Source organism: Streptosporangium sp. G12 (assembly GCF_052983175.1).
The window spans coordinates 91,986-115,926 of the sequence record NZ_JBRIQO010000029.1 but is presented as its reverse complement, the minus strand read 5'-3'; the positions used below and the strand labels follow the sequence as shown (position 1 = coordinate 115,926).

Here is a 23,941-nt window from a genome sequence, read left to right as displayed (position 1 = left end):
CACGGGTGCGGCGCCCGATTCCCGGTCGGCCCGTCAGAACCGTTCACGAGGTTCCTCATGGTCCACCACCGTCGTGCAGGTCCGCCGCCACGCATTGATCAGGCCGGTCCCCTTACCATCGACACGCCCCCGGACGGGATCGACGGGGTGTTTGAGCAAGGGAGTACCGCCATGGACGCGGACGTCATCATCGTGGGTGCGGGTCTGGCCGGGCTGGTCGCGGCGCAGCAGCTGACCGGCCGGGGCCGGAAGGTGGCGCTGGTGGACCAGGAGAGCGCCGCCAACCTGGGAGGGCAGGCGTACTGGTCGTTCGGCGGGCTGTTCCTCGTGGACTCGCCCGAGCAGCGCCGCCTGAGGGTGAAGGACTCCTTCGAGCTGGCATGGAGCGACTGGCAGGCGAGTGCCGGGTTCGACCGCCTGGAGGACGAGGACGTCTGGGCGGCGCGCTGGGCCCGCGCGTACGTCGACTTCGCCGCGGGCGAGAAGCGGTCCTGGATAGACGCCCAGGGCATCAAGCTGACGCCGGTGGTGGGCTGGGCGGAGCGCGGTGGCCTGCGCGCCGACGGTCACGGCAACTCCGTGCCCCGGTTCCACGTGGCCTGGGGTACGGGAACGGGCGTGGTGGCCCCGTTCGTGCGCGGCGCCGAGCAGGCGGCCGACGCGGGACTGCTGAGGTTCTACCACCGTCACCGGGTCGACGAACTCGTCGTCCGGGACGGTGCCGTCACAGGGGTGCGCGGGAGCGTCCTGATCGACGACCCCTCTCCGCGGGGGGTGGCCTCCAGCCGCGAGGTGACGGGCTCCTTCGAGTTGACCGCGCAGGCGGTCATCGTCACCAGCGGCGGGATCGGCGCCGATCACGACCTGGTGCGCCGGCACTGGCCCCGGCGGCTGGGCACCGCCCCACAGAACATGATCACAGGCGTGCCGGCCCACGTGGACGGGCGGATGCTGGCCATCAGCGCCGCGGCCGGGGCCCGCATCGTCAACGAGGACCGGATGTGGCACTACACCGAGGGCGTGCGGAACTGGGACCCCGTCTGGCCCGGGCACGCGATCAGGATCCTGCCGGGGCCGTCGTCCATGTGGTTCGACGCGCTGGGCCGCCGCCTGCCGGAACCGTGCCTGCCCGGCTACGACACCCTCGGCACCCTCAAGTATCTGCGCACCACCCCCGACATCGCCGGATACGACCACTCGTGGTTCGTCCTCACCCAGAAGATCCTCGAGAAGGAGTTCGCGCTGTCGGGCTCGGAGCAGAACCCCGACATCACCGGCGGAGACCGGAAGGCGGTACTGCGGAACCGGGTCTTCGGCAAGGGGGCGCCCGCTCCGGTGGAGGCTTTCAAACGGCACGGCGCGGACTTCGTCGTCGCCACCACGCTGGACGAGCTGGTGGTAAAAATGAACGGCCTGACCGACGAACCGCTGCTCGACGCCGGCGAGCTGCGCCGCCAGATCGTGGCCCGTGACCTGCAGGTCGGCAATCCCTACAGCAAGGACGCCCAGGTGCAGGGCATCCACAACTCACGACGCTTCCTCGGGGACCGGCTCAGCCGCACCGCCAGACCGCACCGCATCCTGGACCCGCAGGCCGGTCCGCTGATCGGGGTCAAGCTCCACGTCCTGACGCGCAAGAGCCTCGGCGGCATCCAGACCGACCTCGATTCCCGCGTTCTCGGCATGGACGGCGAACCCGTCAGCGGCCTGTACGCGGCCGGAGAGGCGGCCGGATTCGGCGGCGGCGGCGTGCACGGCTACAACGCCCTGGAGGGCACCTTCCTCGGCGGCTGCCTGTTCTCCGGCCGCCAGGCCGGCCGCGCCGCCGCCCGGGCGGTCGCGTGAGACGGACGGTCCCGGCGACCGCCGGCCGGGTCCGCGCCCGCCGGCGTGACCCGGCAGGCACCGGACCCGGTGGACCCGGAGGGTGCCCGGTGATCTCGCGGCGCGTCCCCGCTTGACCTTGACACGGTGACAAGGTCTTCACTGGGGCCGAGGAGGTGGTCCCGATGACCATGCCGGAACAGGACACGGACATGATCCGAGCTTTCCAGGGGCTGGAGGACGACCGCCCGTCGGTGCGGCTGCGAGCGGCGCTGGCGGTCGGCACGACCCCCGACCCGCGGTTCGTCGACAAGCTCATCGAACGATGCGCCGTCGAACCCGAGTTCTACGTGCGCGACATGCTCACGTGGGCCCTCACCCGCCACCCGGCGTCGATGACGGTCCCCGCGCTTCTCGGCGAGGTCCGCTCGGAGCGTGCGCAGGCGCGAAGCCAGGCGTTGCACACGCTGTCCAAGATCGGGGATCGGCGGGCGTGGCCGGCGATCACGCGGGCGCTGCTGTCCGACGCCGACGACGAGGTGGCGCGGAGCGCCTGGCGGGCGGCGGTCGTGCTCGTGCCCGAAGGTGAGGAGCCCGAGTTGGCCGTAGTGTTGTCGACACAGCTCGGGCGCGGCGAGCGTGAGACGCAGCTGAGCCTCAGCCGGGCGCTGGTCGCGCTCGGCGAGGTGATCCAGCCGGCTCTGCGCGCCGCGACGACGGATCCCGACCCTCGGGTGCGCGCGCACGCGACCGCCACGGAACGGCTGTTGCGCGACCCGGATGCCGGATTCGAGTTCGCGATCGAGCAGGCGAAGCGCGTCGTGGCCCTGGGCGGGAACGGCCAGGAGGAGTGACAGGCAGTGTTGATCGGTGATGTGGCACGACGGTCCGGGGTCAGCGCCCGCATGCTCAGGCACTACGACTCGCTCGGCCTGGTGCGGCCGACGGGCCGTACCGGCGCCGGCTATCGGGAGTACTCCGGCGAGGACATCCGGCGGATCTTCCACATCGAGAGCCTGCGGTCATTGGGGCTGTCGCTGCGTGACGTCGGGCGCGCGCTCGACGACCCCGGCTTCGCGCCCTCGGCGCTCGTCGACGACCTCATCCGCCGGACGCGAGAACGCATCGCGGGTGAGAAGGAGCTGCTCACGCGACTGCGTCGTATCGGTGCCGCGGAACCGGCGGGCTGGGAGGACGTCCTCCAGACCGTCGCGCTCCTGCAGGCACTGGGCTCGAAGAGCGCCGGGAAGCGCCAGCGCGCGGCCCTGTCCTCGGTCGAGGAGGTCCCGGTGCCGGTGGAGGCACTGGTCGAGGCGGCGCTGAGCGAGACGGACCCGAACGTCGCCGGAGCCCTTCGATGGGCTCTGGCGCAGTCGGGCGACGGCGGGTTGGCGCTGCTGGCGGAGGGCCTCGGCTCGCCGGCGGCCGAGGTGCGGAAACGTGCCGTCCAGTCCATCACCGAGATTCCGGACGACGCGGCGACCGCACTGCTGCGGGACGCCCTCGCGCACCCCGACATCGTGGTCCGCGGGTACGCGGCTCTGGCGCTCGGGGTACGTGGAGTGGCCGACGCCGTCCCGACCCTCATCGACATGGTCGTCGAGGGGACGAACGACGTCGACGCGGCCGACGCGCTGAGCGCGCTGGCGAGTCGTCCCGCGTCGGCGGATCGGATCGCCGCCGGGCTCGTCGACCGCCTCGCCCACGGCACCGTCGAATCGCCCGCACGCCGGCGGCTGACCCAGGCGCTCGCGGACATCCCGGGGCTCACGGCGTCACGTGCCCTCGCGGATCTGGCACATGACGAGGACCGTGCCGTCGCGCTCACCGCGACGTACATTCTCGGGATACGCGAGGCACGATAACGGATCTTTCCCGGGGCGCCGCGTACCCGGGGCCCGGTCGTCGCCGATCACCGTCCGAGCGGCGATGGCCACGGCGTCCTGGTGGTACAGGGATGAGATGCCGACGTCGGCGGCCACGACCAGCGCGAACAGCAGCCAGGACGCGGGGGCGGCCAGGGTCGGCAGCACGCCCGTCGGAGGATCGACCTGGCGACGGATCATCTGTCGTGGTGGGCGCCGTAGTGGGTGCGGATGAGCGCGATCACGGTGTCGGCGGTGCGCTCGAGGTGGCTGCGGCCATCGGGTAACCGCGCCTCGCGGCTGATGTAGCTGCCCCGCCCCACGTGCGTGGCCGGATCCAGCCGATGCACGGTGATCTTTCCGGCACGGCGGGCCCGGTTCCATCCGCTGCCGGACCACCACCGCCACCGCTGGGGAAAGATCCAGGCGCCGCTGCGCTCGATCCAGTCGCCGGCACTGGTGAGCTGATGCAGATGATGGGCGCCGGTGAGATCGTTGGCGCCGTTGTGGAACCCGCCGAGCGTGATCAGCAACAGCGGGGCACGCAGGTGGGCGCGTAACTCCTCGACCGCGCCGGTGGCGACCTGGGCGCCCCCGCTGTAGCTGAGCAACACCACCGGGACAGCACTGTCGGCCCGGTAGCCGGCCAGGGTCAGCTGATCGGCGATCTGGGCGCCCACCGCCCGGTTGTACAACGGACGGTAGCGGTGGTCGGCGGCAACGAAGATCTGCATCACGTTGTGCAGGAACAACACCAGCTCCACCCGGTGGCGCAACCACTCCCACACCGGCCGGTTGACCAGCGGATCGGCCAGCGGGGAGTAGGGCTGCACCTGGCCCAGTACCCGCAGCTCCGGCGCCGCGGCGATCAGCGCCTGAACCAGCCGGCCCCCGTCGCGGGTGTCCCCGAAGCGACGCTTGCCGATACCGTCGAGATAGACCAGGTAGGCCCGCGCGGGCCGGCCGGGATCGGCGCCTCGCGCATAGGGCATGCCCGGGGGCAGCTCGCTGGTGGCCGCGCGCCAGCCTGCGGTGTAGGCCATCAGCTCATAGCGGGCCAGCAACGCCTCGGCGAGCAGGACCAGCCCGAACACCCCGAGCAGCACCACGACCAGGACAGGGAAGCCGCTCATGCCAGCACCTGCCGCGTCCCGGTGGCGCTGATCTTCACGACCAGGCGCCGGACGGCCTCGACGGCGGCGCCCAGACCCGCTCCGGCCACGGCCAGACAGCCCGCCGCGGCCCACCAGCCCAGCCCGGTGGCCGCGGCCAGCGGGCCGGCCAACCCGGCCCCGACCCCGGTGAGCAGCAGCAGGTGCAGCAACGGCCCGAGCAAGGGAAACGCCAAGATCGCGGCGAGAAGCAGCGGGGCGACCCGGCCGGGGGTCCAGACGAACGTCGCCGCACCCGATCGCGGCGCCGATCCCACCAGCTCGGCCAGGGTCCACGCGCTCACCGGCCACAGCGCGAACACCACGCCCTCGACCACGGCACCCACCAGCAGCAACTCGACCGCGACCGACCGCGACACACCGGGCCGGCGCGCTATCAGCGGCAGAATCCGCCCGGCGGCCTCGGACAACCCCGCGAGCAACAGCACAACGACCACGACGGGTGACATCGCTCAACGCTCCTGCGGCGAATCCTCCGGAGCAGCCGATCGGCTGCTCCGGCTAGCAACAATGCGGTCCACGGCACGAAGCCCGCGGCGCCGCCAGAGGTCCCGGCCCTCGGTCGTGAACCACCGCGCACCGAATGCCGAAGCCGACACGTCCCCTGTCACTGCCCGGGAGGCTCGCGGTGGCGCCCGCCCGGGGCGGCCATGCCGGCTCAGGGGCCCCTCCGCGTGGAAGGGGCCTCACTTTTGCGATCAGGCGAGGTCGGCGAGATCCTCCTCGGTGAGGGTGATCGACCGGGCGCCCAGGTTCTCCTCCAGGTGAGCCACGGAACCGGTGCCCGGGATGGCCAGGGTGACCGGAGACAGGGCCAGCAGCCAGGCCAGGGCGATCCGGTGGACGGTCGCACCGTGCCGTTCGGCGACCTTGACCAAACCGGGGTCGTTGATGTCGGCCCTGCCGCCGCCGAGGGGGAAGAACGGGACGAAGGCGATGCGGGCCTGCGCGCAGGCCTCCAGGACGGCCGTCTCGTCGCGATTGGCGATGTGGAAGTTGTTCTGGACGGCCGCGACAGGAGCGATCGTGCGGGCCTCGGCGAGATGGCCGACATCGACGTTGCTGATGCCCAGGTGGCGGATCAGGCCCTCCTCGCGCAGCGCGGCGAGCGCCTCGAAGCGTTCGGCGAGCGACTCGCCGTGCGGGGGTTCCATCATGCCGATGCGCAGGTAGACCAGGTCGAGGCGATCCAGGCCCAGGCTCTCGAGGTTGGCCTCGACCTGGGGCCGAAGGTCGGCGGCGGTGCCCTGGCCGGGCCCGCCGGGACCGAAGACCGGGCCGACCTTGGTGGCGATGACCAGGGTGTCCGGGTACGGGAACAGGGCCTCACGGATCAGGGTGTTGGCGTGCACCGCGCCGTTCTCGCTGCGGTAGAAGTCGGCGGTGTCGATGTGGTCGACGCCGAGCTCGACGGCACGGCGCAGGACGGCGCGGCCGGACTCGGGATCGCGGGCGGGTCCGCCCGGACCGCCGTGGGGCAGGCGCATGGCGCCGAAACCGAGCCGGTCGATCGTCAGGTCGCCGCCGAGGCGGAACTGGCCGGTCATGTCTCTCCTCGTGATGTGATGTGGTGCCTGGCGGTGGATCGGCTTCTGCGCGATGCCCGGCCGGAGGCGTGACCGGCGGCGAAGCGGCGACAGCCGCTCCGGGTGGGAGGCGCTCCAGGTGGGAGGCGCTCCGCTCACGCCGCGTGCGATCGCGTGACCGGACTCTCGACGAACGTGACCGTCTCCTCGAGCGGCGCCCGGCCGGTACGGGCGTGACCCGCCGTGACGTCCTCGAACCCGATCGACATGCCGCAGAAGAGGATGAGCCCGTCCGGGGGCGACAGGACCTCCGCGACGGTCCTGTGATACACCGACCACGCCATCTGCGGGCAGCTGTGCAGCCCTTCGGCGCGGAGCAGCAGCATGACGGTCTGCAGATACATGCCGACGTCGGCCCACTGGGGCAGGCCCATGTCGCGGTCGATGTAGCAGAACAGGGCTGCGGGCGCACCGAAACAGCTCCAGTTCGCGGCGGCGGCCCTCTGGTGCGCCTCCCAGTCATCGTGCGAGATGCCGAGTGCGCCGTAGCGCTGCGCGCCGAAGGCTGATCGGCGCTCGCGGTACGGGGACTTCAGCCCGGACGGGTACATCTCGTACTCCCGCTCGTCCCAGGGAGTGCCTGCCGCCACACGCTCACCGACGCGCTTCTTGAGTTCGGCCAGCCGCGCGCCGGTCAGCACGTAGGCGTGCCACGGCTGGAGGTTCGATCCGGACGGTGCCCAGGCCGCGGCGGACAGCACGCGCTCCAGCACCTCCCTCGGGACGGGCTGGTCGGTGAATCCGCGCACTGCCCGTCGGCTCGTGACCGCCTCGTAGACGTCCACGATGGCCACCTCCCCATCCGCTCGACGCGTCCAGCTTCGGTACACTTAAGACCGTATCATTTACGATGGTATCAATCAATACCATCTGGTGGGCTGGGAGCACATTGTGACGAAGACAACTCCCAGGGCACCGGCAGCGAACGTCGCCGCCGTCTACCGCCCCACCCGTGCGGCGGGCGACCGGCGCACGGCCTACGCCTCGCCGCCCGGCGGATAGGCGAACCGGGTCAGAAGATCCCTCAGCTGCTCGGGCTCGCCGGGCCCCAGCTCGGCGACCAGACGTTCGGCCAGCGGCTCCGCCGCCACATGGGCCGCGTCGAAAAGCTCGACGCCCTTGGGCGTGATCTCCACCGCCCGCGCCCGCCGGTCCCCCGGAACGGCCTTGCGCACGGCCAGACCCATGCGCTCCAGATCGTCCACGACCCGCATGATTCCCGCCTTGTCCGACCCTGTCGCCGCCGCCAGGTCCCGCTGCACCGTGGCCCCGCGGTCGACCAGCACGATCAGGGCGGCAAAGTGCCGCAACTCGATGCCGAGCGGCCGAAGCGCCTCCGTCATCACCGCGGCCGCGCGCCAGTGCGCCCGGCGCAGCAGCAAGCCGAGAGTGAAAGGCGAGGCATCCCCGGGGCGGTCGGTCGCACGCGAAGTGGTGGTTCCGTGAGGAACGTCTGCGGTCATGAAAGCATATTACCCGCTATGTTTTCATTTAATATGGTATCAATTGAAATTAATTGCGAGCCTGGCAAGACAGCCCGCGTGATGGCCATACGCCGATCAGGCGTCCGGAGAGAGCATCTCGTACTCGATGCGGAGACGACGGCGAAGCCTGAGCCACCGGATGGCGGCCGGGCGGAGTGGAAAGCGTTGCCCTTCCAGCTTTCATCGATTATCGTCGATTTTCGATGAATGAGAGGCTGGAGCCGCTGGAGCGCGAAGCGGCGGAGGAGTACGCGAGCTGGTTCAGGGCGCTGGCCGACGGCACCCGCATCCAGATCGTGTCGTTGCTGGCCCGGCGGCGCGAGCCGATGAGCGTCGGGGAGATCGTCACCGCCGTCGGGATCGGCCAGTCGACGGTCTCGCACCACCTGAAGATCCTGTCCGAGGTGCGGTTCGTCCTGGTGGAGCGGCACGGCACCTCCAGCCTGTACCGGATCAACGAGGCCTGCGTGAACTGCTTTCCCACCGCCGCCGACGTGGTGATGGGCAATCCCGTTCCCGCGACTCCCGCCTGCGAGTAGGAGCACGCCATGGCACACGACGAGGTCGTCAACCGCTACTCCGGCCTGGCCCGCGCGGCACTGGCCGGTGAGACCGTCGCCGACTGCGGCGCGGACGCCTTCGAAAGGGGCCGCTTCGGCGCGGCCGGATACGACGACACCGCGGGACTGCCCGAGGGCGCGCTGCGGGCCGGCCTCGGCTGCGGCGACCCGGTCGCCGTCGCCGAGCTGCGTGAGGGTGAGACCGTGCTCGACCTCGGCTCCGGGGGCGGCATCGACGTCCTGCTGTCGGCCCGCCGGGTCGGCCCGTCCGGAAAGGCCTACGGCCTGGACGCCAGTGCCGACATGGTGGAGCTGGCCCGGCGCAACGCCGAGCAGGCGAGCGCGGCCAACACCGAGTTCGTGTGCGGCACCATCGAGGCCATCCCGCTGCCCGATCACGCGGTCGACGTCGTCATCTCCAACTGTGTGATCAACCTCGTCGGCGACAAGGCGGCCGTGCTGGCCGAGGCCTTCCGGGTGCTGCGGCCCGGCGGACGCCTCGGCATCAGCGACGTCGTCACCGAAGGCGCCCTCGCCCCTGAACCGCGGGTGGCCGCCGAGCTTCGGGTGGGCTGCGTCGCCGGCTCGCTCAGCGTCGCCGAGTACCGCCGGCTGCTGGCGGCGACCGGTTTCGTGGCCACCTCGATCACGCTGACCGCCGATCACGGCGAGGGAGTCCACTCGGCGATCGTCCAGGCGGTCAAGCCCGCGATCTCGCCGGGGCTGGAGATCCGGCCGATGCGCGACACCGACGCCGAGCAGGTGCTGGCCATCTACCGGGCAGGACTGGAAAGCGGCCAGGCCAGCTTCGAGACGACGGCCCCCAGCTGGGAGGGCTTCACCGCGAGCAGGCTCGCGCATCTGCGCTACGTCGCCGCCGACACCGGCACCGGTGAGGTCGTCGGCTGGGTGGCCGCCTCCCCGGTGTCGGCGCGTTCGGTGTACGCCGGAGTCGTCGAGCACAGCGTGTACGTCCACCCCGGCTGCCAGGCCCACGGGATCGGCCGAGCCCTGCTGGCCGCGTTCATCGCCGCCGGCGAGGACGCCGGGATCTGGACGATCCAGTCCGGGATCTTCCCGGAGAACGCCGCCAGCCTCTCGCTGCACCGGGCGCTCGGCTTCCGCGTGGTCGGCACCCGCGAGCGCGTCGGCTGCCACCACGGCACCTGGCGCGATGTGATCATGATGGAGCGGCGCAGCACGGTCGTCGGGCGATGACCCCGGGGCAGGCCGGGGGTGAGGTGCGGGAACATCCGGCGGCCGGCGGTGGTTGTGCATCTCGTGGCCGGTGTGCCCAGTGTCCCCGGGCCTCACCTATCGCCTTCGCGGAACACCGTTCGGCTGGAGCCGCGTTGCGCATCTCGCCGAGAGGCGACCTGCACACCGGTACGCACACGTTGAAACCAAGGCCCCGCCCCGAGTCAGGGCGGGGCCTTCGGTGTGTCCGGACGCCATTGACGAACGGGCCACCGGCTCCGAGGCGCGGGGAGGTTCATCTGCCCGCGGGGGCGTGGCGGGCCAGTTTGACCGCCGAGATCAGCAGGATGGCGGCGAGAGCGGGAATGAGGATCAGGTCGGGGACGGCGCCGAGCAGCAGGCTCATCGCCTTGTTCACGATAACGGCCGACAGGGCGGCGAAGCCGAACAGGCTGATCAACAACGGCAGCCGGAACTCCGCGCCGCCCAGGCCGATCATCCCGCCCAGCACGCCCACCGCCGCCCCGGCGCCGAAGATCAGCGGCGCCGACCCCGCCGCACGAGAGGGTACGGCGGCCTCGTTCGCGCTCACGCCCACCACGCTCCTCACTTCCTGGCACTGCCCGGCGCCCGCGCCGGGTGCGCGGGCTTCTACGGTCTCGCACCGCCTCCAGCAGGCGACGCGCGGGACGGCGACCACCATCACCGTGATCATCTGAGTTCGTGGCGCTACTTCCCGTCCAGGTCCGAACCTGTAGGTGATGCGCACGTCCGCTGTTCATGCGCCGTTTACCCACCATGGAATCGATAGATGCCAATATCGAAACTAATCGAATTAGACACTCGTCGATTCCATGTGCGGATGCCCCGGAAGCCAGCGATGACCAGTACCGACAAGCGCGACGACCTGACCATCGACCAGCAGCTGGCGATTGCCACCGCAGCCCGCAGGCTGGGTGAGGAGTTCGCCGGCACCTTCTCGGTCGAGACGATCGAGCGGTTCCTGCACACCAGCTACGACCAGTTCGCCACCCGCGCCGCGGTGGCCAACTTCCTGCCGCTGCCGGCCGAGCGCTTCGCCCGCCAGCGCCTGCACGCCCTGGCCCGCGTCGAGGGCAAAAGCGACGGGCGGCCGATCGTGTTGTTCTTGTGCGTGCACAACGCCGGCCGCTCCCAGATGGCCCTGGGCTTCTTCTCCCATCTGGCCGGCGAGCACGCGGTCGGCTGGTCGGGCGGCTCGGAGTTCGCCACGGAGATCAACCCGGCCGCGATCACCACGATGGCCGAGCGCGGCATCGACATCTCCCGGGAGTTCCCCAAGCCGTGGACCGAGGAGATCGTCCGGGCCGCCGACGTCGTGATCACCATGGGCTGCGGGGACACCTGCCCGATCTTTCCCGGCAAGCGCTACCTGGACTGGGAACTGCAGGACCCGGCGGGCAAGAGCGCCGAGGAGGTGCGCCCGATCCGTGATGAGATCGAGCGCCGGGTGCGGACCCTGCTCGGCGAGCTCGGCGTGCCCGTCAGCTGACCCCCGCACGCCGAGCACCCATAGACACCTGTCAATATAGACAGCGCATGACTTCGACGAGTATCTATTCCCGGAGGTCCGATGGAGCTGCTTCATCTCCTTGAGTGCAGCCCGCCGCTGGTTCGCGAGCCCTTGGACGTCGAGCAGGCCACCGGGATCGCGCAGGTGTTCAAGGCCCTGGGCGACCCGGTCCGGCTGCGGATCCTGTCGATCGTGGCCAGCCATTCGGGCGGCGAGGTGTGTGTGTGCGACATCACCGGCGCCTTCGAGCTGTCCCAGCCCACCATCAGCCACCACCTCAAGGTGCTCAAGGAGGTCGGGCTGCTGACCTCCGAGCGGCGCGCCTCCTGGGTCTACTACCGCCTGGTCCCCGAGACCTTGACCGAGCTGTCGGCCCTGCTGAACACCCCCGCCACCGTCTGAGCTCGCACCGCCGCACCGTTAAGGAAGATCCATGTCCTCAAGCCCACCTCCACCTCCGGCCACCGCGAGTCAGAGCGGCGTGATGGGCGCCCTATCCACCCTGGACCGGTTCCTGCCGGTGTGGATCGGCCTGGCCATGGCCGCCGGACTGCTGCTGGGGCGCCTGGTGCCCGGCCTGAACTCCGCGCTGGAGGCGGTCAAGATCGGCGAGATCTCGCTGCCGATCGCACTCGGCCTGCTGCTGATGATGTACCCGGTGCTGGCCAAGGTCCGCTACGACCGCCTGGGCACCGTCACCGGCGACCGCCGCCTGCTCATCGCCTCCCTCGCGCTGAACTGGGTGCTTGGCCCCGCGCTGATGTTCGTGCTGGCCTGGACGTTCCTGGCGGACCTGCCCGAGTACCGCACCGGCCTGATCATCGTCGGACTCGCGCGGTGCATCGCCATGGTTCTCATCTGGAACGACCTGGCCTGCGGCGACCGCGAGGCCGCCGCCGTCCTGGTCGCCATCAACTCGGTCTTCCAGGTGGTGGCCTTCGGCGTGCTCGGCTGGTTCTACCTGGAGGTCCTGCCAGGCTGGCTGGGCCTGGGTGAGGGCACCGCGCTACAGGTCTCGGCCTGGGACATCGCCCGGTACGTGCTCATCTTCCTCGGCATCCCGCTGGCCGCCGGATACCTGTCGCGCCGGCTCGGCGAACGCGCCCGGGGCCGCGACTGGTACGAGGAGCGCTTCCTGCCGAGGATCGGGCCCATCGCCCTGTACGGATTGCTGTTCACCATCGTCATCCTGTTCGCCCTGCAAGGCGGGACGATCACCTCCCAGCCCGCGGACGTGGCCCGCATCGCGCTGCCGCTGCTGGCCTACTTCGCTCTCATGTGGGGTGGCTCCTTCCTGGTCGGCCGGGCGATCGGCCTGAGCTACGAGCGCACCACCACGCTCGCCTTCACCGCGGCCGGCAACAACTTCGAACTGGCCATCGCGGTCGCGGTCGGCGTGTTCGGCGTCACCTCCGGCCAGGCCCTGGCAGGAGTGGTCGGCCCGCTCATCGAGGTACCCGTCCTGGTCGCCCTGGTCTACGTCAGCCTCTGGGGCCGCCGCCTGTTCACCACCCCCACCACCACCTCCGAGGGATCGGTTCATGCCTGACAAACCCAGCGTGTTGTTCGTCTGCGTGCACAACGCCGGACGCTCCCAGATGGCCGCCGGCTGGCTCACCCACCTGGCCGCGGACCGCATCGAGGTTCGCTCCGCGGGCTCGGCCCCCGCCGAGAGCATCAACCCCGTCGCCGTGGCGGCGATGGCCGAGGCCGGTATCGACATCACCGGCCAGACACCGAAGATCCTCACCACCGAGGCCGTACAGGACTCCGACGTGGTGATCACCATGGGCTGCGGGGACGCCTGCCCGTTCTTCCCGGGCAAGCGCTATGAGGACTGGAAGCTGGACGATCCGGCCGGCCAGGACATCGAGGCCGTACGGGGCATCCGCGACGAGATCCGCGCTCGCATCGAGAAACTGATCGCCGAGCTCGACGCCAGGTGACCACGGCCCCGCCCTCGCCCAGGCCAGGCGGGGTGACCGGATCGCGGCCACCCCGCCTGCCTCAGGCCTGCGGCGACCCGGCCGGCAGCGACCCGGTGGCCACCGGCAATCGCGCGGCGGCCACCGGCGCACGGGCGGGTCCGCCCGCCTCGACGGACGAAGCCGCGGCGATGCTCCAGCCGTCGCATCCGCTCATCGGTGCTCACCCGCGGGATCGGCGTGTCATACGGTGGTGAGCTCCAGGCCGACCGGGCGGTGAGCGGGCTCGGCCAGCGGCGTGAACAGGGCGCCGAGCCTGTTCACCGCTTCGGGGATGATCCAGTAGTAGACCCAGGTGCCGCGGCGCTCGGAATCGATCAACCCGGCCGTCCGCAGGGTCTTGAGGTGGTGGGAGATCGTGGGAGCGCTCAGGTCGAAGGCGGGGGTCAGGTCGCACACGCACGCCTCACCGCCCGCGTGGGAGCCGATCATCGACAACAGGCGCAGCCGGACCGGATCGGCGACGGCTTTGAGCATCACCGCCAGATCGGCCGCGTCATCCTCCGACAGTGGCTCGCGGGCGATCGGCGCGCAGCACTGGACGGTGGTGGCGGTCATGCGACAACTCCCCTACTTCGACATTTGTCTAAATCATACGCGGTGGTAGGCGACCAGCGCGAGCGCGACGACGGCGCAGGCCACCGCCACGGCCGCCATCACCCGCGCGTAGCCGGCCGCCTGGGCCGGCGCCTTGCCGGCGACGGAGAAGGCGTAGTGGAGCACGCCGTAGCCGATGGTCTGCGTCACGGCCAGGGCGGCGACGCAGACCATCGTGACGTGCCGGTGCGGCTTCGGCGCCGGTCGACGGCCGGCGCTCACCCGCAGCAGCCACCGCCGTCGCCGTCACCGCCGCCGACGGTGACCAGCGGGAGCGGGGCGGCGAGCAGGCCGCCACCGACGCCGGTGGCCAGGCCGACCCGCCGCTCCTGCGCCTCGGCCAGGCCGGAGGAGCACACGCCGGTCTCGGGCAGCTCCAGCCGCACGTCGTGGGCGGCCTCCCAGTCCCCGGCCAGGGCGGCGGCGACGGATCGGACCTGCTCGTATCCGGTGGCCATCAGGAACGTCGGGGCGCGGCCGTAGCTCTTGACGCCGACCGCGTAGTAGCCGGACTCCGGGTGGGACAGCTCGCGGACGCCGTGCGCCGGAACGGTGCCGCAGGAGTGCTGGTTGGGGTCGATCAGCGGGGCCAGCGCCCGGGTGGAGCCGAGGATCGGGTCGAGGTCCAGGCGCAGCTCGGAGGCGATGGAGTGGTCGGGACGGTATCCGGTGGCGGCCACGACGCGGTCGACGGTGACCGACCGCTCGGCGCCGGAGGGGTCGCGGCCGATCACCGTCACCCGGCCGCCGGTCTCGGTGACGGAGTGGGTGAAGAATCCGGTCAGCAGCGTGATGCGCCCGGAGTCGACGTGCGCCCGCAGCCGGGTGCCGATCGTCCCCCTGGCCGGGAGGGCGTCGGCACTGCCGCCACCGTAGGCACGGCCGGCGTTGGTGGCGCGGATCGCCCAGGTGATCTGCGTCTCCTCCAGCTCGGCCAGGGCCAGCAGCGTGGTGGCCGCCGAATGGCCCGCCCCCACGACGAGGGTGTGGCGGCCCTCGTAGGTCTCGCGGTCGGCGCCCAGCACGTCGGGCAGCGCGTGGTCGATGAGCGCGGCCGCCTCGGCTTCGCCGTGGGCGGGGAGGCCGTTCGCCCCCAGCACGTTGGGCGTGGTCCAGGTGCCGGAGGCGTCGATGACTGCCCCGGCCCGCAACTCCTCACCATCGGAAAGCCGCAGCAGGAAGGGGACATCGTCCCTGCCGTTGCTGCGGACCCGGTCGTAGCCCAGGCGGCTGATCGCGGTCACCGTCACCCCGAGGCGCAGCCGGGGCGCGATGGCCGGGTGCTCGGCCAGCGGGGCGAGGTAGTCCTCGACCAGTTCGGCGCCGGTGGGCAGCCAGTCCTGGTCGGGGCCACTCCAGCCCTCGGCCTCGAGAAGGCGGCGGGCGGCGCTGTCGATGTTGTGGCGCCACGGGCTGAAGACCCGCACGTGAGCCCACTGCGCGACCGACGCGCCGACCTGCTGCCCCGCCTCCAGCACGAGGAAGTCCAGGCCGCGCGTCGCCAGGTGCGCCGCGGCGGCCAGGCCGACCGGGCCGGCGCCGATGACCACGACGGGCAGGGCGCCGGGCGCGGCGTGCGCCACGATCTGCTCGATCTCGACAGCGGTGGTGGTGCCGCAGCATCCGTCACTCATGATGGCCTCTCCTGCAATTCGCGCGATGTGTGATCGTCGGGTCTCAGCGGTGGAGCAGAACCGACGAAGCGGGGCGCGTACCGCACACCCCTTGTTTAGAAGAACATCTAAGTAGTGAAGAGAGTGCCTCGTTGATTAGAGATTTGTCAAATCAGTGGATCGGCAGGCGGACTGGGCTCACCCGCAGGTGGCGCCGGAAGGGCGGTCGCCGGGCGGGCAGCAGGCCCGCAGGCCGGCCTGCAGATCGCTCAGCGCCTGGCCGATCCGGGCGGGGTCGGCCCGGTAGTAGACCGTTTTCCACTCCCGCCGAGCGCTCAGCACCCCGCCGTCGCGCAACGTCGCCAGATGGGTGGAGGTGGCCGACTGCGCCAGCGCCATCCGCTCGGCGACCTCTCCCACCGTCAGCTCGATCCCGCCGGCGAACAGCATCAGGATCCGCTGGCGGGTGTCGCTGGCCATCGCCTTGAGGAAGCCGCGCGCGGCCTCGGTCAACTCGATGTCGGTGCTCGCCGTCTCCATGGGATGACCCTATCCTTCATATTGTCATTTCTTGATTTGACGATACGATGCGGCGCATGAACACCATCGTCATCGGTGGCGGCCAGGCCGGGCTGGCCGCCACCCGAGCTCTTCTGGACGCCGGCCTGACTCCGGTGCTCCTGGAGACAACAGACCAGACCACCGGCTCCTGGAGGCGCTACTACGACAGCCTCACCCTGTTCTCCCCCGCCCGCTACAGCTCCCTGCCCGGCCTTCCTTTCGGCGGTGACGGCGACCGCTACCCGCACCGCGACGAGGTGGTGGACCATCTGGCCCGCTACGCCCGCGATCTCGGCCGCGGGGGCGCCGAGATCCGCACCGGCGCCCGCGTCACCGCCGTCACAGCCGGTGCCCGGGGCAGTGGCTTCGTCGTGCACCTCGCCGGCGGCGGCACGCTGAACGCGCCCCTCGTGATCGCCGCCAGCGGATCGTTCGACCGCCCCCACCTGCCTGTCCTACCGGGCCGCGACGGCTTCACCGGCCAGATCCTGCACGCCGCCGCCTACACCAACCCCCTGCCGTACGCGGGCAGACGCATCGTCGTGGTCGGCGCCGGCAACTCGGCCGTGCAGATCGCCTGCGAACTCGCGCGGACCAGCACGGTGACACTGGCCACCCGCACGCCGATCCGCTTCGTCGACCAGCGGATCCTGGGCAAGGACCTGCACTTCTGGTTCACCGTCACCGGTTTCGACCGCCTGCCTGCCCGCCTGGTGAAAACTCCGCCCACCGCCCCCGTCCTGGACGAGGGCCTCTACCGCCGGGCACTGCGCGAAGGCGAGCTCGACCGGCGCCCGATGTTCACCCACCTCGACGGCGACGACGTGGTGTGGGCCGACGGCAGCCGTGAATCCGTCGACGTGATACTGCTGGCCACCGGGTATCGGCCCAGCCTGGACTACCTGGACGGGCTCGACGCCCTGGACGAGACCGGCCGCCCCCGCCACGTCCACGGCCTGTCCACCGTCCATCCCGGCCTGGGCTTCCTCGGCCTGGAATGGCAGCGCACCCCCGCCTCCAACACCTTGCGCGGAGTGGGCCGCGACGCCCGCCACCTCACCCGCAGGCTCAAAACCCACCTGTCGCGGTAGCCCGGTGTGCACCCGTTCCGGGAGGGCGCGCCCGGTGACCGGGCCGCCGGAAACCCTGTGACGACCGCCGGATGGCCTTACCCGGCACGTCATCGGCGTGGCGCGCCTCGCCGGCTCCCGGCCTGTGCCCGCGAGCGTCAATCTTCCCCGCGTCCGCCACGACCCGCAGGTCATGTCGTGTGGCCAGGACGTCTTCGGGCACATAAATGCCGCACCTTCAACGGTTTTCGATAGCCCGCATCCATGACGAGCGTGTACGCGGCACGTCCCCGAGACCTGCCCGCGACGGCAAGGTCTGGCGGCATTCGAGAATCCAGAAGGAGCGACACCCATGCCCATCAACCGACCTTTGCCCCGCAGGCTCGCACCGGCCGTCACGGTGACGGCCGGTGTGCTCGCACTCCTGACCGCCTGCGCGAGCGGCGACGTCACGGCCGGGCTCCCCGACGTGGCCGGCGTTCCGGCCGCCTCCCCGACCCAGGGGCCGGGCGCTTCCTTCAACGCGGCGGATGTGACGTTCGCCCAGATGATGACCGAGCACCACAGGCAGGCCGTGAAGATGGCCGAGCTGGCCCGTACGCGTACCCGAGACCCGGAGATCAGGAACCTGGCGGCCACGATCGACAAGGCTCAAAGGTTGGAGATCACCACCATGACGGGCTGGCTGGCGCGGTGGGGCGAACCCGCGACGCCTTCCGGAGGAATGCGGGGACACCGCATGCCCGGAATGATGACCGGCGAGGACATGAAGAGGCTCGGCGCGGCCAGGGGCAGGGAATTCGACCGCATGTTCCTGCAGATGATGATCGCCCATCACCAGGGGGCGATCGAGATGGCCGGAATCGAGCGGACTCAAGGGTCCGACCCGGAGGCCGGGAAACTGGCCACGACCATCGAGGCCACTCAGCGGACGGAGATCGGGCGGATGCGGAAACTGCTCGACCGGCGCTGAACCCAGCCGCCTCAGGGATTCCGCACGCTCGCCCCTCCGGACCCGGTGCCGGCCCGGCCGGGTGTCAGGACGGCGGCCACGAGGGCCGCGGCACCTGCGGCGACCGCGGCGAGGACGTAGCCGTTGGTGAACCCCGAGAGCGTGTCCCCGACCAGGCTGGCCGCTGCGACGCTGGAGATGGCGGCGGCTCCGATGGAGGCGCCGAACTCGTGGAACGTGCTGACGATGCCGGAGGCGATGCCGGACTCGTGCGGGGCCACCTGGCCCAGAGCGGTCGCCGAGGCGACGACGAACAGGGCGCCGGTCCCGGCGGCCGCGAGCGCCGTGCCCGCCACCACGGTCACGGTATGCGTCGACAGGGCGGGCACGGCCATGCCGATCGCGGCGGTGAGCAACCCGGCCACGGCGAGCCGGCGCGCTCCGGCCCGGGCGATGGCCCGGCCGGTGAGGTCGGCCCCGAGCATCGTCGCCGCCGCGACCGGAAGGAACAGCAGACCGGTCTGCAGAGCGCCGAAGCCCTGGGCGTGCTGGAAGTAGAACGTGCCGAGGAAGAACACCGCGACCATCAGCGCCGTCGCCATCACGATGAGGAACGTGCCGGTGGCCACCGGGCGCCGGACCAGCAGCGTGACGTCCATCAGGGGCGAGGCGGCGGTCTTCTGCCTGGCCACGAACGCCAGGTAGCCCGTCGCGGCCGCCAGCAGGAGCCATCCGGTCGTGGCGGTGAGCCACCCGTGGTCCCCGGCGCGAGTGATCGCGTAAATCACGGCACCGGACGAGGCGGTGACCAGCAGCGCACCGAGCACGTCGAGCCGGGCCCTGGGCGCGGCCACGCCGTGGTGCGGCAGCATCCGGGCAAGGGCGACGAGGATCACCAGCCCGATGGGCACGTTGACGTAGAAGACCCACGGCCAGCCCGGGCCGGCGGTGAGCAGTCCTCCCAGCAGCACGCCGAGAGCCGCGCCCCCACCGCCGAGCGCGGACCAGACGCCGAGCGCCTTGTTCCGCTCGTCGCCGTCGAACAGGGTCACCAGAAGTGACAGGGCCGACGGAGACAGCAGCGCCGCACCGGCTCCCTGCGCGATGCGTCCGCCCAGCAGCATGCCGGCGGAGTCGGCGAACCCGGTCACCAATGACGCCACCGTGAAGATCAGCAGGCCGGCGAGGACCACTCGTCTGGCCCCGGCCAGGTCGGCGAGCCGCCCGCCCAGCAGCATCAGGCCGCCGAACGTCAACGTGTACGCGCTGACGGTCCACGTCAGCGCCTCACGGCTCAGGTCCAGGTCGGTCTCGATGTGCGGGAGCGCGATGGCCACGACCGTGACGTCGAGGATCAACATCAGTTGGGCCACCCCGAGAAAGGCCAGGATGCGCCATCGCGACGGATGAGCCGAGCTGTCCGGCGGAGATGGTTCGTGGATCTCATGGTGCGTCACCGAGAGCCTCCAGCTAACTCGTATGGTTGTGTACGACTTCGAGCCGTGAGAGTAACACGTATATCCACGTACGAGTTAAGGTGGTGGCATGCCTACCGTCTCTGCCGGTCCGCGCCGGCGCGCGGACGCCGAACGCAGCATCGCCCGCATCGTCTCCGCAGCGCGCGAGCGCCTGAGCAGCGATCCGGACGCGAGTGTCGACGACATCGCCAAGGCCGCCGGAGTGGGCCGGATGACGCTCTACGGCCACTTCCGCACCCGGGCGGAACTCGTCGAGGCCGCGCTGGTCGACGCGCTGCGCGCCGGCGAGGAGGCGCTGTCGTCCGTCGATCTCACCGGAGACGCCCGAGACGCCCTGGCCCGGCTGCTCGACTCCAGTTGGGCCCTCGTGGCCGAGTCCATGGCGTTGTCGAGCGCCGCGCAGAAAGCCCTTCCCGCCGGGCGCGTTCGCGAGCTGCACGCCGCCCCCGCGCGGCGCGTCGAAGAGCTCATCCGCCGCGGCCAGGACGACGGCGTGTTCCGCACCGACCTGCCGATCTCCTGGCTGATCAATGTCCTGCACTACATCCTGAAAGGCGCCGCGGAGGAGAGCCGCACCGGGCGCATGGAGACGGGTGAGGCCGCCCGCGTCGTCATCGCGACGGCACAGGCGATCCTGGTCTCCGCCCCGCCGGACTCTCACGCGCCACCGAAGTAGCGCGCCGCCCCGTGCTCCCGGCGGGCGTGGCCACCACCGGGATCGGCGAGCCCGCGCGGAACCCGAACACTCCGTGCCACCGGCTCACGAACTCACCGCTCGCGCCCCGCCCGTTGTGATTTCCCGGACGCCGACGTCGCCGAGATCCCGTCGTCCTCCCCCGGTGGCGATGTCGGCGAGTCCCGACCCCATTGGCAATTTAACCCCTAGGGGGTATGTTGAGGTCGCAGATCGAGATACCCCACCCAGGTATCCGTGAGAGGAGACCCTTATGTGCACGGCATGCGCGTGCGGTACCGCGGAGAGCGTCTCCGCGCAGGTGGAGACCGGCGGCGGGAGCGTCTACCAGGTCAGCGGGATGACCTGTGGGCACTGCGTCTCCTCGGTCTCCGGCGAGATCGGCAAGGTCGGCGGCGTGAGCGACGTTCAGGTCGACCTGGCCACCGGCGCCGTCACCGTCAGCGGGGCGGGCTTCTCCGACGAGGAGATCCGCGCGGCCGTGGACCGGGCGGGCTACACGGTGGCCGACGCCTCCTAGGGCGACTTCGCCCGAGAGAACGAACGGTGGGCGTGCACTGGCATGCACGCCCACCCACGGGGCCGACCGGACTCGACGTCACACCCAACCCCATGACGCATCCTGCCATCACGGCGTGGATGCGAGGAATCAGGAGCGCGGCATGAACGCCGTCGACCCCCGCAGGTGGCAGGCACTCATCGTGCTCGCCGCCGCGCAGTTCATGGTCATCATGGACACCTCCATCATCGGCGTCGCGCTGCCCGACATGCAGCGCGACCTCGGCTTTTCCCCCGGCGACCTGCAGTGGGTGTTCAACGCCTACGTCATCGCCTTCGGCGGCCTGCTGCTGCTCGGCGGCCGGCTGTCGGACCTGTTCGGCGCCCGTAGGATCTTCACCGCCGGCTGGATCATCCTGATCGCCGGTTCCGTCGTCGCCGCGCTGGCGGGCGAGGCCTGGATCGAGATCCTCGGCCGCGGCGTCCAGGGCGTCGGCGGCGCGCTCATCGCGCCGTCCTCGATGACCCTGCTCATGATGCTCTTCGGCCACGACCCGCGCGAGCTGGGCAAGGCCATGGCCCTGTACGGCGCGGCGGCGCCGGCGGGCGGCACCGCCGGGGTGTTCCTGGGCGGCGTCATCACCGAGTACCTCAGCTGGCCCTGGGTGTTCGTCGTCTACGTCCCGATCGGCCTGGCCACCCTCGCGGCCGTCCCCGCCCTGCTGCCCGCCGTCTCGGGCAGGCGCGGCTCGGTCGACGTACTGGGCGCGATCTCGGTCACCGCGGGTGTCGCCCTGGCGGTCCACGCCGTCGTCCGGGCCCCCGAACAGGGCTGGGGCTCGACCACCACGCTGCTGGAACTCGCCGGAGCGGTCGCGTTGCTGGCACTGTTCCTGGTGATCCAGCGCACGGTTCGCGAGCCTCTCATGCAGCTTCGCGTATGGAGGACGCCCGGCCTGGCCGCCGCCAACCTCGCGATGGCTCTGCTGGGGGCCGCCTGGATCCCGATGTGGTACTTCCTCAACCTCTACCTGCAGCAGGTGCTCGGCTACGGCGCCTTTCCCAGCGGCGCGGCCCTGCTGCCGATGACCGTCGCCATCATGATCTTCATGATCGGCGTCACCGCGAGGCTGCTGGGCCGGTTCGGCGCCAAGCCGCTGATCGTCGCCGGCCTGCTCGTCCTGGCCGTGGGCCTGGCAGGGTTGTCGCTCGCCAGGCCGGGCGGGACGTTCGCCGTCGACGTGCTGCCCGCCTCACTGATCGCCGCGGTCGGCATGTCCCTGGCCTACATCCCGGCCATGATGTCGGCCATGTCCGGGGTGCGGCCCGAGCAGAGCGGTCTGGCCTCGGGGATCGTCAACACCACCTACCAGGTCGGCTCCGCGCTCGGCCTGGCCGTGATGACCGCGATCGCCACCTCCCGGGGGGCCGCGCAGCCGGGGAACCTGCCCGCGCTCACCGGCGGTTTCCAGGCCGCCTTCATCGGGGCCGCGGCCGTGGCCGCCGCCGGTGCCGTACTGACCCTGCTGCTCATGCGCACGCCGAAGCAGGCGGCGCGAACGCGGCCGCAGGAGCCGCAGCCGGCCGGTGTGTGACGGTTCCGGGGGCGCGTCGCAGGCGCGCCCCCGCAACGCCGCCGCGGATCGCGCCTGGCGACCTAAAACTCCGGAATACCATACGGGGGTATCCTGTTGTAGGAGATGACGACGAAGGGCGGGGACATGCACGGCTACACCCACAACAAGCAGGACCACCTGCGGCGGCTGCACCGGATCGAGGGTCAGGCACGGGGCCTGCAGCGGATGGTCGAGGAGGACAAATACTGCATCGACATCCTCACCCAGGTGTCGGCGGCCAACCGGGCCCTGCAGTCCTTCGCGCTGTCCCTGCTGGAAGAGCACCTGGCGCACTGCGTGGCCGAGGCCACCGCCAAGGGCGGCGCCGAGGCCGAAGAGAAGGTCAAGGAGGCCACCGAGGCCATCGCCCGCCTCGTCCGTTCCTGATCGACGAAACCCAGCACACAGAAGGAGTGATCGCTATGACCACCACCTACACCGTCACAGGCATGACCTGCGGCCACTGCGTCTCCTCCGTCGAAGAAGAGGTCGGCGGGGTCCCTGGCGTCACCGGCGTCGACGTGGATCTGGCTACCGGCCTGGTGACCGTCCGCAGCGAGAGCCCGATCGACACGGCGCAGATCACCGCCGCGGTCGCCGAAGCCGGATACGAAGTGGTGACTCCGTCATGAACACACCGGCCAGGCTGGGCGCCTACGCCCTCGGACTCGTCGTGATCTTCGGCGGCGCTCTGGGGGCCGGCAATGCGGTGGGCGCGAGCGGACCCGCCCCCACGGCGGACGCTCACCCGATCCACGCGACCCCGACCGCGAGCCAGGCGGGCGATCACGCAACCCACACCGACCCGGCCCCTGCCCCGGCCACGACCGGCAAGCCCGTTCCCGGAGGTCTGCAGGTGTCCCAGGACGGTTACACCCTGCTGCCCCAAACCCTCACACTCCAGCCGGGCAAGACGACGGATTTCCGGTTCAGCGTGATCGGCCCCGATGGAAAGCCCGTCACCGCCTACCGAACAGAGCACGGCAAGAGGCTGCACCTCATCGTGGTCTCCCGCGATCTGGGCAGCTTCCAGCACCTGCACCCCGAACTGACCGGCGACGGCGTGTGGTCGGTGAAGCTGACCCTGCCCGAGGCGGGCACCTACCGGGCGTTCGCCGACTTCGCCCCCGAGAGCGGCGACGGGCTGACGTTGGGCGTCGACCTGCAGGCCCCCGGCGCCCAGGAACCCGAGGCGCTGCCCGCGACGAGCCGTACCGCCACGGTCGACGGCTACACCGTCACCCTGGACGGGGACCTGACTCCCGGCGCCTCCAGCAGGCTCACCCTCAAGGTCGGCAAGGACGGCCACCCCGTCGCCGACCTGCAGCCCTACCTGGGCGCCTACGGTCACCTGGTCGCCCTGCGCGCCGGAGACCTGGCCTACCTGCACGTACACCCCGACGGGGAACCAGGTGACGGTAAGACTCCGCCGGGCCCGCGGATCACCTTCTACGCCGAGGTGCCCAGCCGCGGCGACTACCGGCTGTTCCTGGACTTCAAGCACGAGGGAACCGTGCGCACCGCCGACTTCACCGTCCGCGCCGGTGAACTCCCCGCCCCGGCCACGACGCCGAGTCCGGCGGCGGCCACGCCGTCCGCATCCGCCTCGCACGGCGACCACGACCACTGACAGCCGG

General features: G+C 71.0%; 29 protein-coding genes. 17 read left to right on the top strand and 12 right to left on the bottom strand.

What is annotated here, in order from left to right; all coding sequences use genetic code 11:
* Positions 1 to 171: 171 nt before the first annotated feature.
* From ACVCAG_RS36675 to ACVCAG_RS36665, 3 genes are all read left to right on the top strand, one after another.
* Positions 172 to 1,845, top strand: a complete 1,674-nt coding sequence (locus tag ACVCAG_RS36675) for an FAD-binding dehydrogenase (RefSeq protein ID WP_440088395.1) — start codon at positions 172 to 174, stop codon at positions 1,843 to 1,845.
* A gap of 164 nt (positions 1,846 to 2,009) precedes the next feature.
* A complete protein-coding gene (locus ACVCAG_RS36670) occupies positions 2,010 to 2,678 on the top strand; it encodes a HEAT repeat domain-containing protein (protein WP_447191245.1) in 669 nt (222 codons plus the stop codon).
* Between the two features lie 6 nt (positions 2,679 to 2,684).
* Positions 2,685 to 3,689, top strand: coding sequence for a HEAT repeat domain-containing protein (locus ACVCAG_RS36665; RefSeq protein WP_447191244.1), 1,005 nt, complete (start codon positions 2,685 to 2,687; stop codon positions 3,687 to 3,689).
* 197 nt (positions 3,690 to 3,886) lie between these two features.
* On the opposite strand, the gene ACVCAG_RS36660 is transcribed toward ACVCAG_RS36665, so the two are convergent.
* The 5 genes from ACVCAG_RS36660 to ACVCAG_RS36640 form a co-directional block, all read right to left on the bottom strand.
* Positions 3,887 to 4,822, bottom strand: a complete 936-nt coding sequence (locus tag ACVCAG_RS36660) for a hypothetical protein (protein ID WP_447191243.1) — start codon at positions 4,820 to 4,822, stop codon at positions 3,887 to 3,889.
* Positions 4,819 to 5,310, bottom strand: a complete 492-nt coding sequence (locus ACVCAG_RS36655) for a hypothetical protein (RefSeq protein ID WP_440088390.1) — start codon at positions 5,308 to 5,310, stop codon at positions 4,819 to 4,821. The genes ACVCAG_RS36660 and ACVCAG_RS36655 overlap by 4 nt, the downstream gene beginning before the upstream one ends.
* A gap of 249 nt (positions 5,311 to 5,559) precedes the next feature.
* Positions 5,560 to 6,408 carry an aldo/keto reductase gene (locus ACVCAG_RS36650; protein ID WP_440088388.1) on the bottom strand — a complete coding sequence of 283 codons (849 nt, stop codon included), beginning with the start codon at positions 6,406 to 6,408 and terminating at the stop codon, positions 5,560 to 5,562.
* Between the two features lie 134 nt (positions 6,409 to 6,542).
* Entirely contained in the window at positions 6,543 to 7,241 is a 699-nt protein-coding gene (locus tag ACVCAG_RS36645; protein ID WP_440088387.1) for a nitroreductase family protein, read from the bottom strand.
* A 183-nt stretch (positions 7,242 to 7,424) separates the two neighbouring features.
* The gene (locus ACVCAG_RS36640) at positions 7,425 to 7,829 is read right to left on the bottom strand and encodes a MarR family transcriptional regulator (RefSeq protein ID WP_440088386.1); all 405 of its coding nucleotides are present in this window, start codon (positions 7,827 to 7,829) and stop codon (positions 7,425 to 7,427) included.
* Positions 7,830 to 8,134: 305 nt separating this feature from the next.
* Between ACVCAG_RS36640 and ACVCAG_RS36635 the strand changes: the two genes are divergently transcribed.
* A complete protein-coding gene (locus ACVCAG_RS36635; protein ID WP_440088384.1) occupies positions 8,135 to 8,470 on the top strand; it encodes a metalloregulator ArsR/SmtB family transcription factor in 336 nt (111 codons plus the stop codon).
* Positions 8,471 to 8,479: 9 nt separating this feature from the next.
* Entirely contained in the window at positions 8,480 to 9,709 is a 1,230-nt protein-coding gene (locus ACVCAG_RS36630; RefSeq protein ID WP_440088382.1) for a GNAT family N-acetyltransferase, read from the top strand.
* A 274-nt stretch (positions 9,710 to 9,983) separates the two neighbouring features.
* Here the strand turns inward: ACVCAG_RS36630 and ACVCAG_RS36625 are convergent, their stop codons facing one another.
* A complete protein-coding gene (locus ACVCAG_RS36625) occupies positions 9,984 to 10,280 on the bottom strand; it encodes a hypothetical protein (protein ID WP_440088379.1) in 297 nt (98 codons plus the stop codon).
* Positions 10,281 to 10,568: 288 nt separating this feature from the next.
* Between ACVCAG_RS36625 and ACVCAG_RS36620 the strand changes: the two genes are divergently transcribed.
* From ACVCAG_RS36620 to ACVCAG_RS36605, 4 genes are all read left to right on the top strand, one after another.
* Positions 10,569 to 11,219, top strand: coding sequence for an arsenate reductase/protein-tyrosine-phosphatase family protein (locus ACVCAG_RS36620; protein WP_440088377.1), 651 nt, complete (start codon positions 10,569 to 10,571; stop codon positions 11,217 to 11,219).
* Positions 11,220 to 11,300: 81 nt separating this feature from the next.
* The gene (locus tag ACVCAG_RS36615) at positions 11,301 to 11,642 is read left to right on the top strand and encodes a metalloregulator ArsR/SmtB family transcription factor (RefSeq protein WP_440088375.1); all 342 of its coding nucleotides are present in this window, start codon (positions 11,301 to 11,303) and stop codon (positions 11,640 to 11,642) included.
* An 82-nt stretch (positions 11,643 to 11,724) separates the two neighbouring features.
* The gene (gene arsB, locus ACVCAG_RS36610) at positions 11,725 to 12,789 is read left to right on the top strand and encodes an ACR3 family arsenite efflux transporter (RefSeq protein WP_447191242.1); all 1,065 of its coding nucleotides are present in this window, start codon (positions 11,725 to 11,727) and stop codon (positions 12,787 to 12,789) included.
* Positions 12,782 to 13,186 (top strand): arsenate reductase ArsC, encoded by a 405-nt coding sequence (locus ACVCAG_RS36605; protein ID WP_447191241.1) that lies wholly within the window; start codon positions 12,782 to 12,784, stop codon positions 13,184 to 13,186. The genes arsB and ACVCAG_RS36605 overlap by 8 nt, the downstream gene beginning before the upstream one ends.
* A gap of 61 nt (positions 13,187 to 13,247) precedes the next feature.
* On the opposite strand, the gene ACVCAG_RS36600 is transcribed toward ACVCAG_RS36605, so the two are convergent.
* From ACVCAG_RS36600 to ACVCAG_RS36580, 5 genes are all read right to left on the bottom strand, one after another.
* On the bottom strand, positions 13,248 to 13,382 hold the full coding sequence (locus ACVCAG_RS36600; RefSeq protein ID WP_440088368.1) for a hypothetical protein: 135 nt from the start codon (positions 13,380 to 13,382) through the stop codon (positions 13,248 to 13,250).
* 26 nt (positions 13,383 to 13,408) lie between these two features.
* Positions 13,409 to 13,783: a metalloregulator ArsR/SmtB family transcription factor gene (locus ACVCAG_RS36595; protein WP_447191240.1), complete on the bottom strand. Its 375-nt coding sequence runs from the start codon at positions 13,781 to 13,783 to the stop codon at positions 13,409 to 13,411.
* A 33-nt stretch (positions 13,784 to 13,816) separates the two neighbouring features.
* Entirely contained in the window at positions 13,817 to 14,044 is a 228-nt protein-coding gene (locus tag ACVCAG_RS36590; protein WP_447191239.1) for a hypothetical protein, read from the bottom strand.
* Positions 14,041 to 15,456: an FAD-dependent oxidoreductase gene (locus tag ACVCAG_RS36585; protein ID WP_440088363.1), complete on the bottom strand. Its 1,416-nt coding sequence runs from the start codon at positions 15,454 to 15,456 to the stop codon at positions 14,041 to 14,043. The genes ACVCAG_RS36590 and ACVCAG_RS36585 overlap by 4 nt, the downstream gene beginning before the upstream one ends.
* A 177-nt stretch (positions 15,457 to 15,633) precedes the next feature.
* Positions 15,634 to 15,975, bottom strand: coding sequence for a metalloregulator ArsR/SmtB family transcription factor (locus tag ACVCAG_RS36580; RefSeq protein WP_440088361.1), 342 nt, complete (start codon positions 15,973 to 15,975; stop codon positions 15,634 to 15,636).
* A gap of 56 nt (positions 15,976 to 16,031) precedes the next feature.
* Between ACVCAG_RS36580 and ACVCAG_RS36575 the strand changes: the two genes are divergently transcribed.
* A complete protein-coding gene (locus ACVCAG_RS36575; RefSeq protein WP_447191238.1) occupies positions 16,032 to 17,087 on the top strand; it encodes a flavin-containing monooxygenase in 1,056 nt (351 codons plus the stop codon).
* Positions 17,088 to 17,418: 331 nt separating this feature from the next.
* Positions 17,419 to 18,039, top strand: a complete 621-nt coding sequence (locus ACVCAG_RS36570) for a DUF305 domain-containing protein (protein ID WP_447191237.1) — start codon at positions 17,419 to 17,421, stop codon at positions 18,037 to 18,039.
* A gap of 11 nt (positions 18,040 to 18,050) precedes the next feature.
* On the opposite strand, the gene ACVCAG_RS36565 is transcribed toward ACVCAG_RS36570, so the two are convergent.
* Positions 18,051 to 19,391, bottom strand: coding sequence for an MFS transporter (locus ACVCAG_RS36565; RefSeq protein ID WP_440088355.1), 1,341 nt, complete (start codon positions 19,389 to 19,391; stop codon positions 18,051 to 18,053).
* A gap of 172 nt (positions 19,392 to 19,563) precedes the next feature.
* On the opposite strand from ACVCAG_RS36565, the gene ACVCAG_RS36560 reads away from it, so the two are divergent.
* The 6 genes from ACVCAG_RS36560 (at position 19,564) to ACVCAG_RS36535 (ending at position 23,934) form a co-directional block, all read left to right on the top strand.
* The gene (locus ACVCAG_RS36560) at positions 19,564 to 20,172 is read left to right on the top strand and encodes a TetR family transcriptional regulator (protein ID WP_440088353.1); all 609 of its coding nucleotides are present in this window, start codon (positions 19,564 to 19,566) and stop codon (positions 20,170 to 20,172) included.
* A gap of 271 nt (positions 20,173 to 20,443) precedes the next feature.
* Positions 20,444 to 20,710, top strand: coding sequence for a cation transporter (locus tag ACVCAG_RS36555; RefSeq protein WP_440088352.1), 267 nt, complete (start codon positions 20,444 to 20,446; stop codon positions 20,708 to 20,710).
* 142 nt (positions 20,711 to 20,852) lie between these two features.
* Complete coding sequence (locus ACVCAG_RS36550; RefSeq protein ID WP_440088351.1) at positions 20,853 to 22,283, top strand: MFS transporter; 1,431 nt, start codon at positions 20,853 to 20,855, stop codon at positions 22,281 to 22,283.
* A gap of 126 nt (positions 22,284 to 22,409) precedes the next feature.
* Entirely contained in the window at positions 22,410 to 22,691 is a 282-nt protein-coding gene (locus tag ACVCAG_RS36545) for a metal-sensitive transcriptional regulator (protein WP_447191247.1), read from the top strand.
* A 35-nt stretch (positions 22,692 to 22,726) separates the two neighbouring features.
* Positions 22,727 to 22,936, top strand: coding sequence for a cation transporter (locus tag ACVCAG_RS36540; RefSeq protein WP_440088350.1), 210 nt, complete (start codon positions 22,727 to 22,729; stop codon positions 22,934 to 22,936).
* Complete coding sequence (locus tag ACVCAG_RS36535) at positions 22,933 to 23,934, top strand: hypothetical protein (protein WP_447191236.1); 1,002 nt, start codon at positions 22,933 to 22,935, stop codon at positions 23,932 to 23,934. Before ACVCAG_RS36540 ends, ACVCAG_RS36535 begins: the two co-directional genes overlap by 4 nt.
* Positions 23,935 to 23,941 lie beyond the last annotated feature (7 nt).

Excerpts from the sequence above, each read along its gene's own strand:
- ACVCAG_RS36675 (WP_440088395.1), top strand. The coding sequence starts at position 172 with ATGGACGCGGACGTCATCATCGTGGGTGCGGGTCTGGCCGGGCTGGTC.
- ACVCAG_RS36670 (WP_447191245.1), top strand. The coding sequence starts at position 2,010 with ATGACCATGCCGGAACAGGACACGGACATGATCCGAGCTTTCCAGGGG.
- ACVCAG_RS36660 (WP_447191243.1), bottom strand. The coding sequence starts at position 4,822 with ATGAGCGGCTTCCCTGTCCTGGTCGTGGTGCTGCTCGGGGTGTTCGGG.
- ACVCAG_RS36655 (WP_440088390.1), bottom strand. The coding sequence starts at position 5,310 with ATGTCACCCGTCGTGGTCGTTGTGCTGTTGCTCGCGGGGTTGTCCGAG.
- ACVCAG_RS36650 (WP_440088388.1), bottom strand. The coding sequence starts at position 6,408 with ATGACCGGCCAGTTCCGCCTCGGCGGCGACCTGACGATCGACCGGCTC.
- ACVCAG_RS36635 (WP_440088384.1), top strand. The coding sequence starts at position 8,135 with ATGAATGAGAGGCTGGAGCCGCTGGAGCGCGAAGCGGCGGAGGAGTAC.
- ACVCAG_RS36630 (WP_440088382.1), top strand. The coding sequence starts at position 8,480 with ATGGCACACGACGAGGTCGTCAACCGCTACTCCGGCCTGGCCCGCGCG.
- ACVCAG_RS36620 (WP_440088377.1), top strand. The coding sequence starts at position 10,569 with ATGACCAGTACCGACAAGCGCGACGACCTGACCATCGACCAGCAGCTG.
- ACVCAG_RS36615 (WP_440088375.1), top strand. The coding sequence starts at position 11,301 with ATGGAGCTGCTTCATCTCCTTGAGTGCAGCCCGCCGCTGGTTCGCGAG.
- arsB (WP_447191242.1), top strand. The coding sequence starts at position 11,725 with ATGGGCGCCCTATCCACCCTGGACCGGTTCCTGCCGGTGTGGATCGGC.
- ACVCAG_RS36605 (WP_447191241.1), top strand. The coding sequence starts at position 12,782 with ATGCCTGACAAACCCAGCGTGTTGTTCGTCTGCGTGCACAACGCCGGA.
- ACVCAG_RS36600 (WP_440088368.1), bottom strand. The coding sequence starts at position 13,382 with ATGAGCGGATGCGACGGCTGGAGCATCGCCGCGGCTTCGTCCGTCGAG.
- ACVCAG_RS36595 (WP_447191240.1), bottom strand. The coding sequence starts at position 13,783 with ATGACCGCCACCACCGTCCAGTGCTGCGCGCCGATCGCCCGCGAGCCA.
- ACVCAG_RS36585 (WP_440088363.1), bottom strand. The coding sequence starts at position 15,456 with ATGAGTGACGGATGCTGCGGCACCACCACCGCTGTCGAGATCGAGCAG.
- ACVCAG_RS36580 (WP_440088361.1), bottom strand. The coding sequence starts at position 15,975 with ATGGAGACGGCGAGCACCGACATCGAGTTGACCGAGGCCGCGCGCGGC.
- ACVCAG_RS36575 (WP_447191238.1), top strand. The coding sequence starts at position 16,032 with ATGAACACCATCGTCATCGGTGGCGGCCAGGCCGGGCTGGCCGCCACC.
- ACVCAG_RS36570 (WP_447191237.1), top strand. The coding sequence starts at position 17,419 with ATGCCCATCAACCGACCTTTGCCCCGCAGGCTCGCACCGGCCGTCACG.
- ACVCAG_RS36560 (WP_440088353.1), top strand. The coding sequence starts at position 19,564 with ATGCCTACCGTCTCTGCCGGTCCGCGCCGGCGCGCGGACGCCGAACGC.
- ACVCAG_RS36555 (WP_440088352.1), top strand. The coding sequence starts at position 20,444 with ATGTGCACGGCATGCGCGTGCGGTACCGCGGAGAGCGTCTCCGCGCAG.
- ACVCAG_RS36550 (WP_440088351.1), top strand. The coding sequence starts at position 20,853 with ATGAACGCCGTCGACCCCCGCAGGTGGCAGGCACTCATCGTGCTCGCC.
- ACVCAG_RS36545 (WP_447191247.1), top strand. The coding sequence starts at position 22,410 with ATGCACGGCTACACCCACAACAAGCAGGACCACCTGCGGCGGCTGCAC.
- ACVCAG_RS36540 (WP_440088350.1), top strand. The coding sequence starts at position 22,727 with ATGACCACCACCTACACCGTCACAGGCATGACCTGCGGCCACTGCGTC.
- ACVCAG_RS36535 (WP_447191236.1), top strand. The coding sequence starts at position 22,933 with ATGAACACACCGGCCAGGCTGGGCGCCTACGCCCTCGGACTCGTCGTG.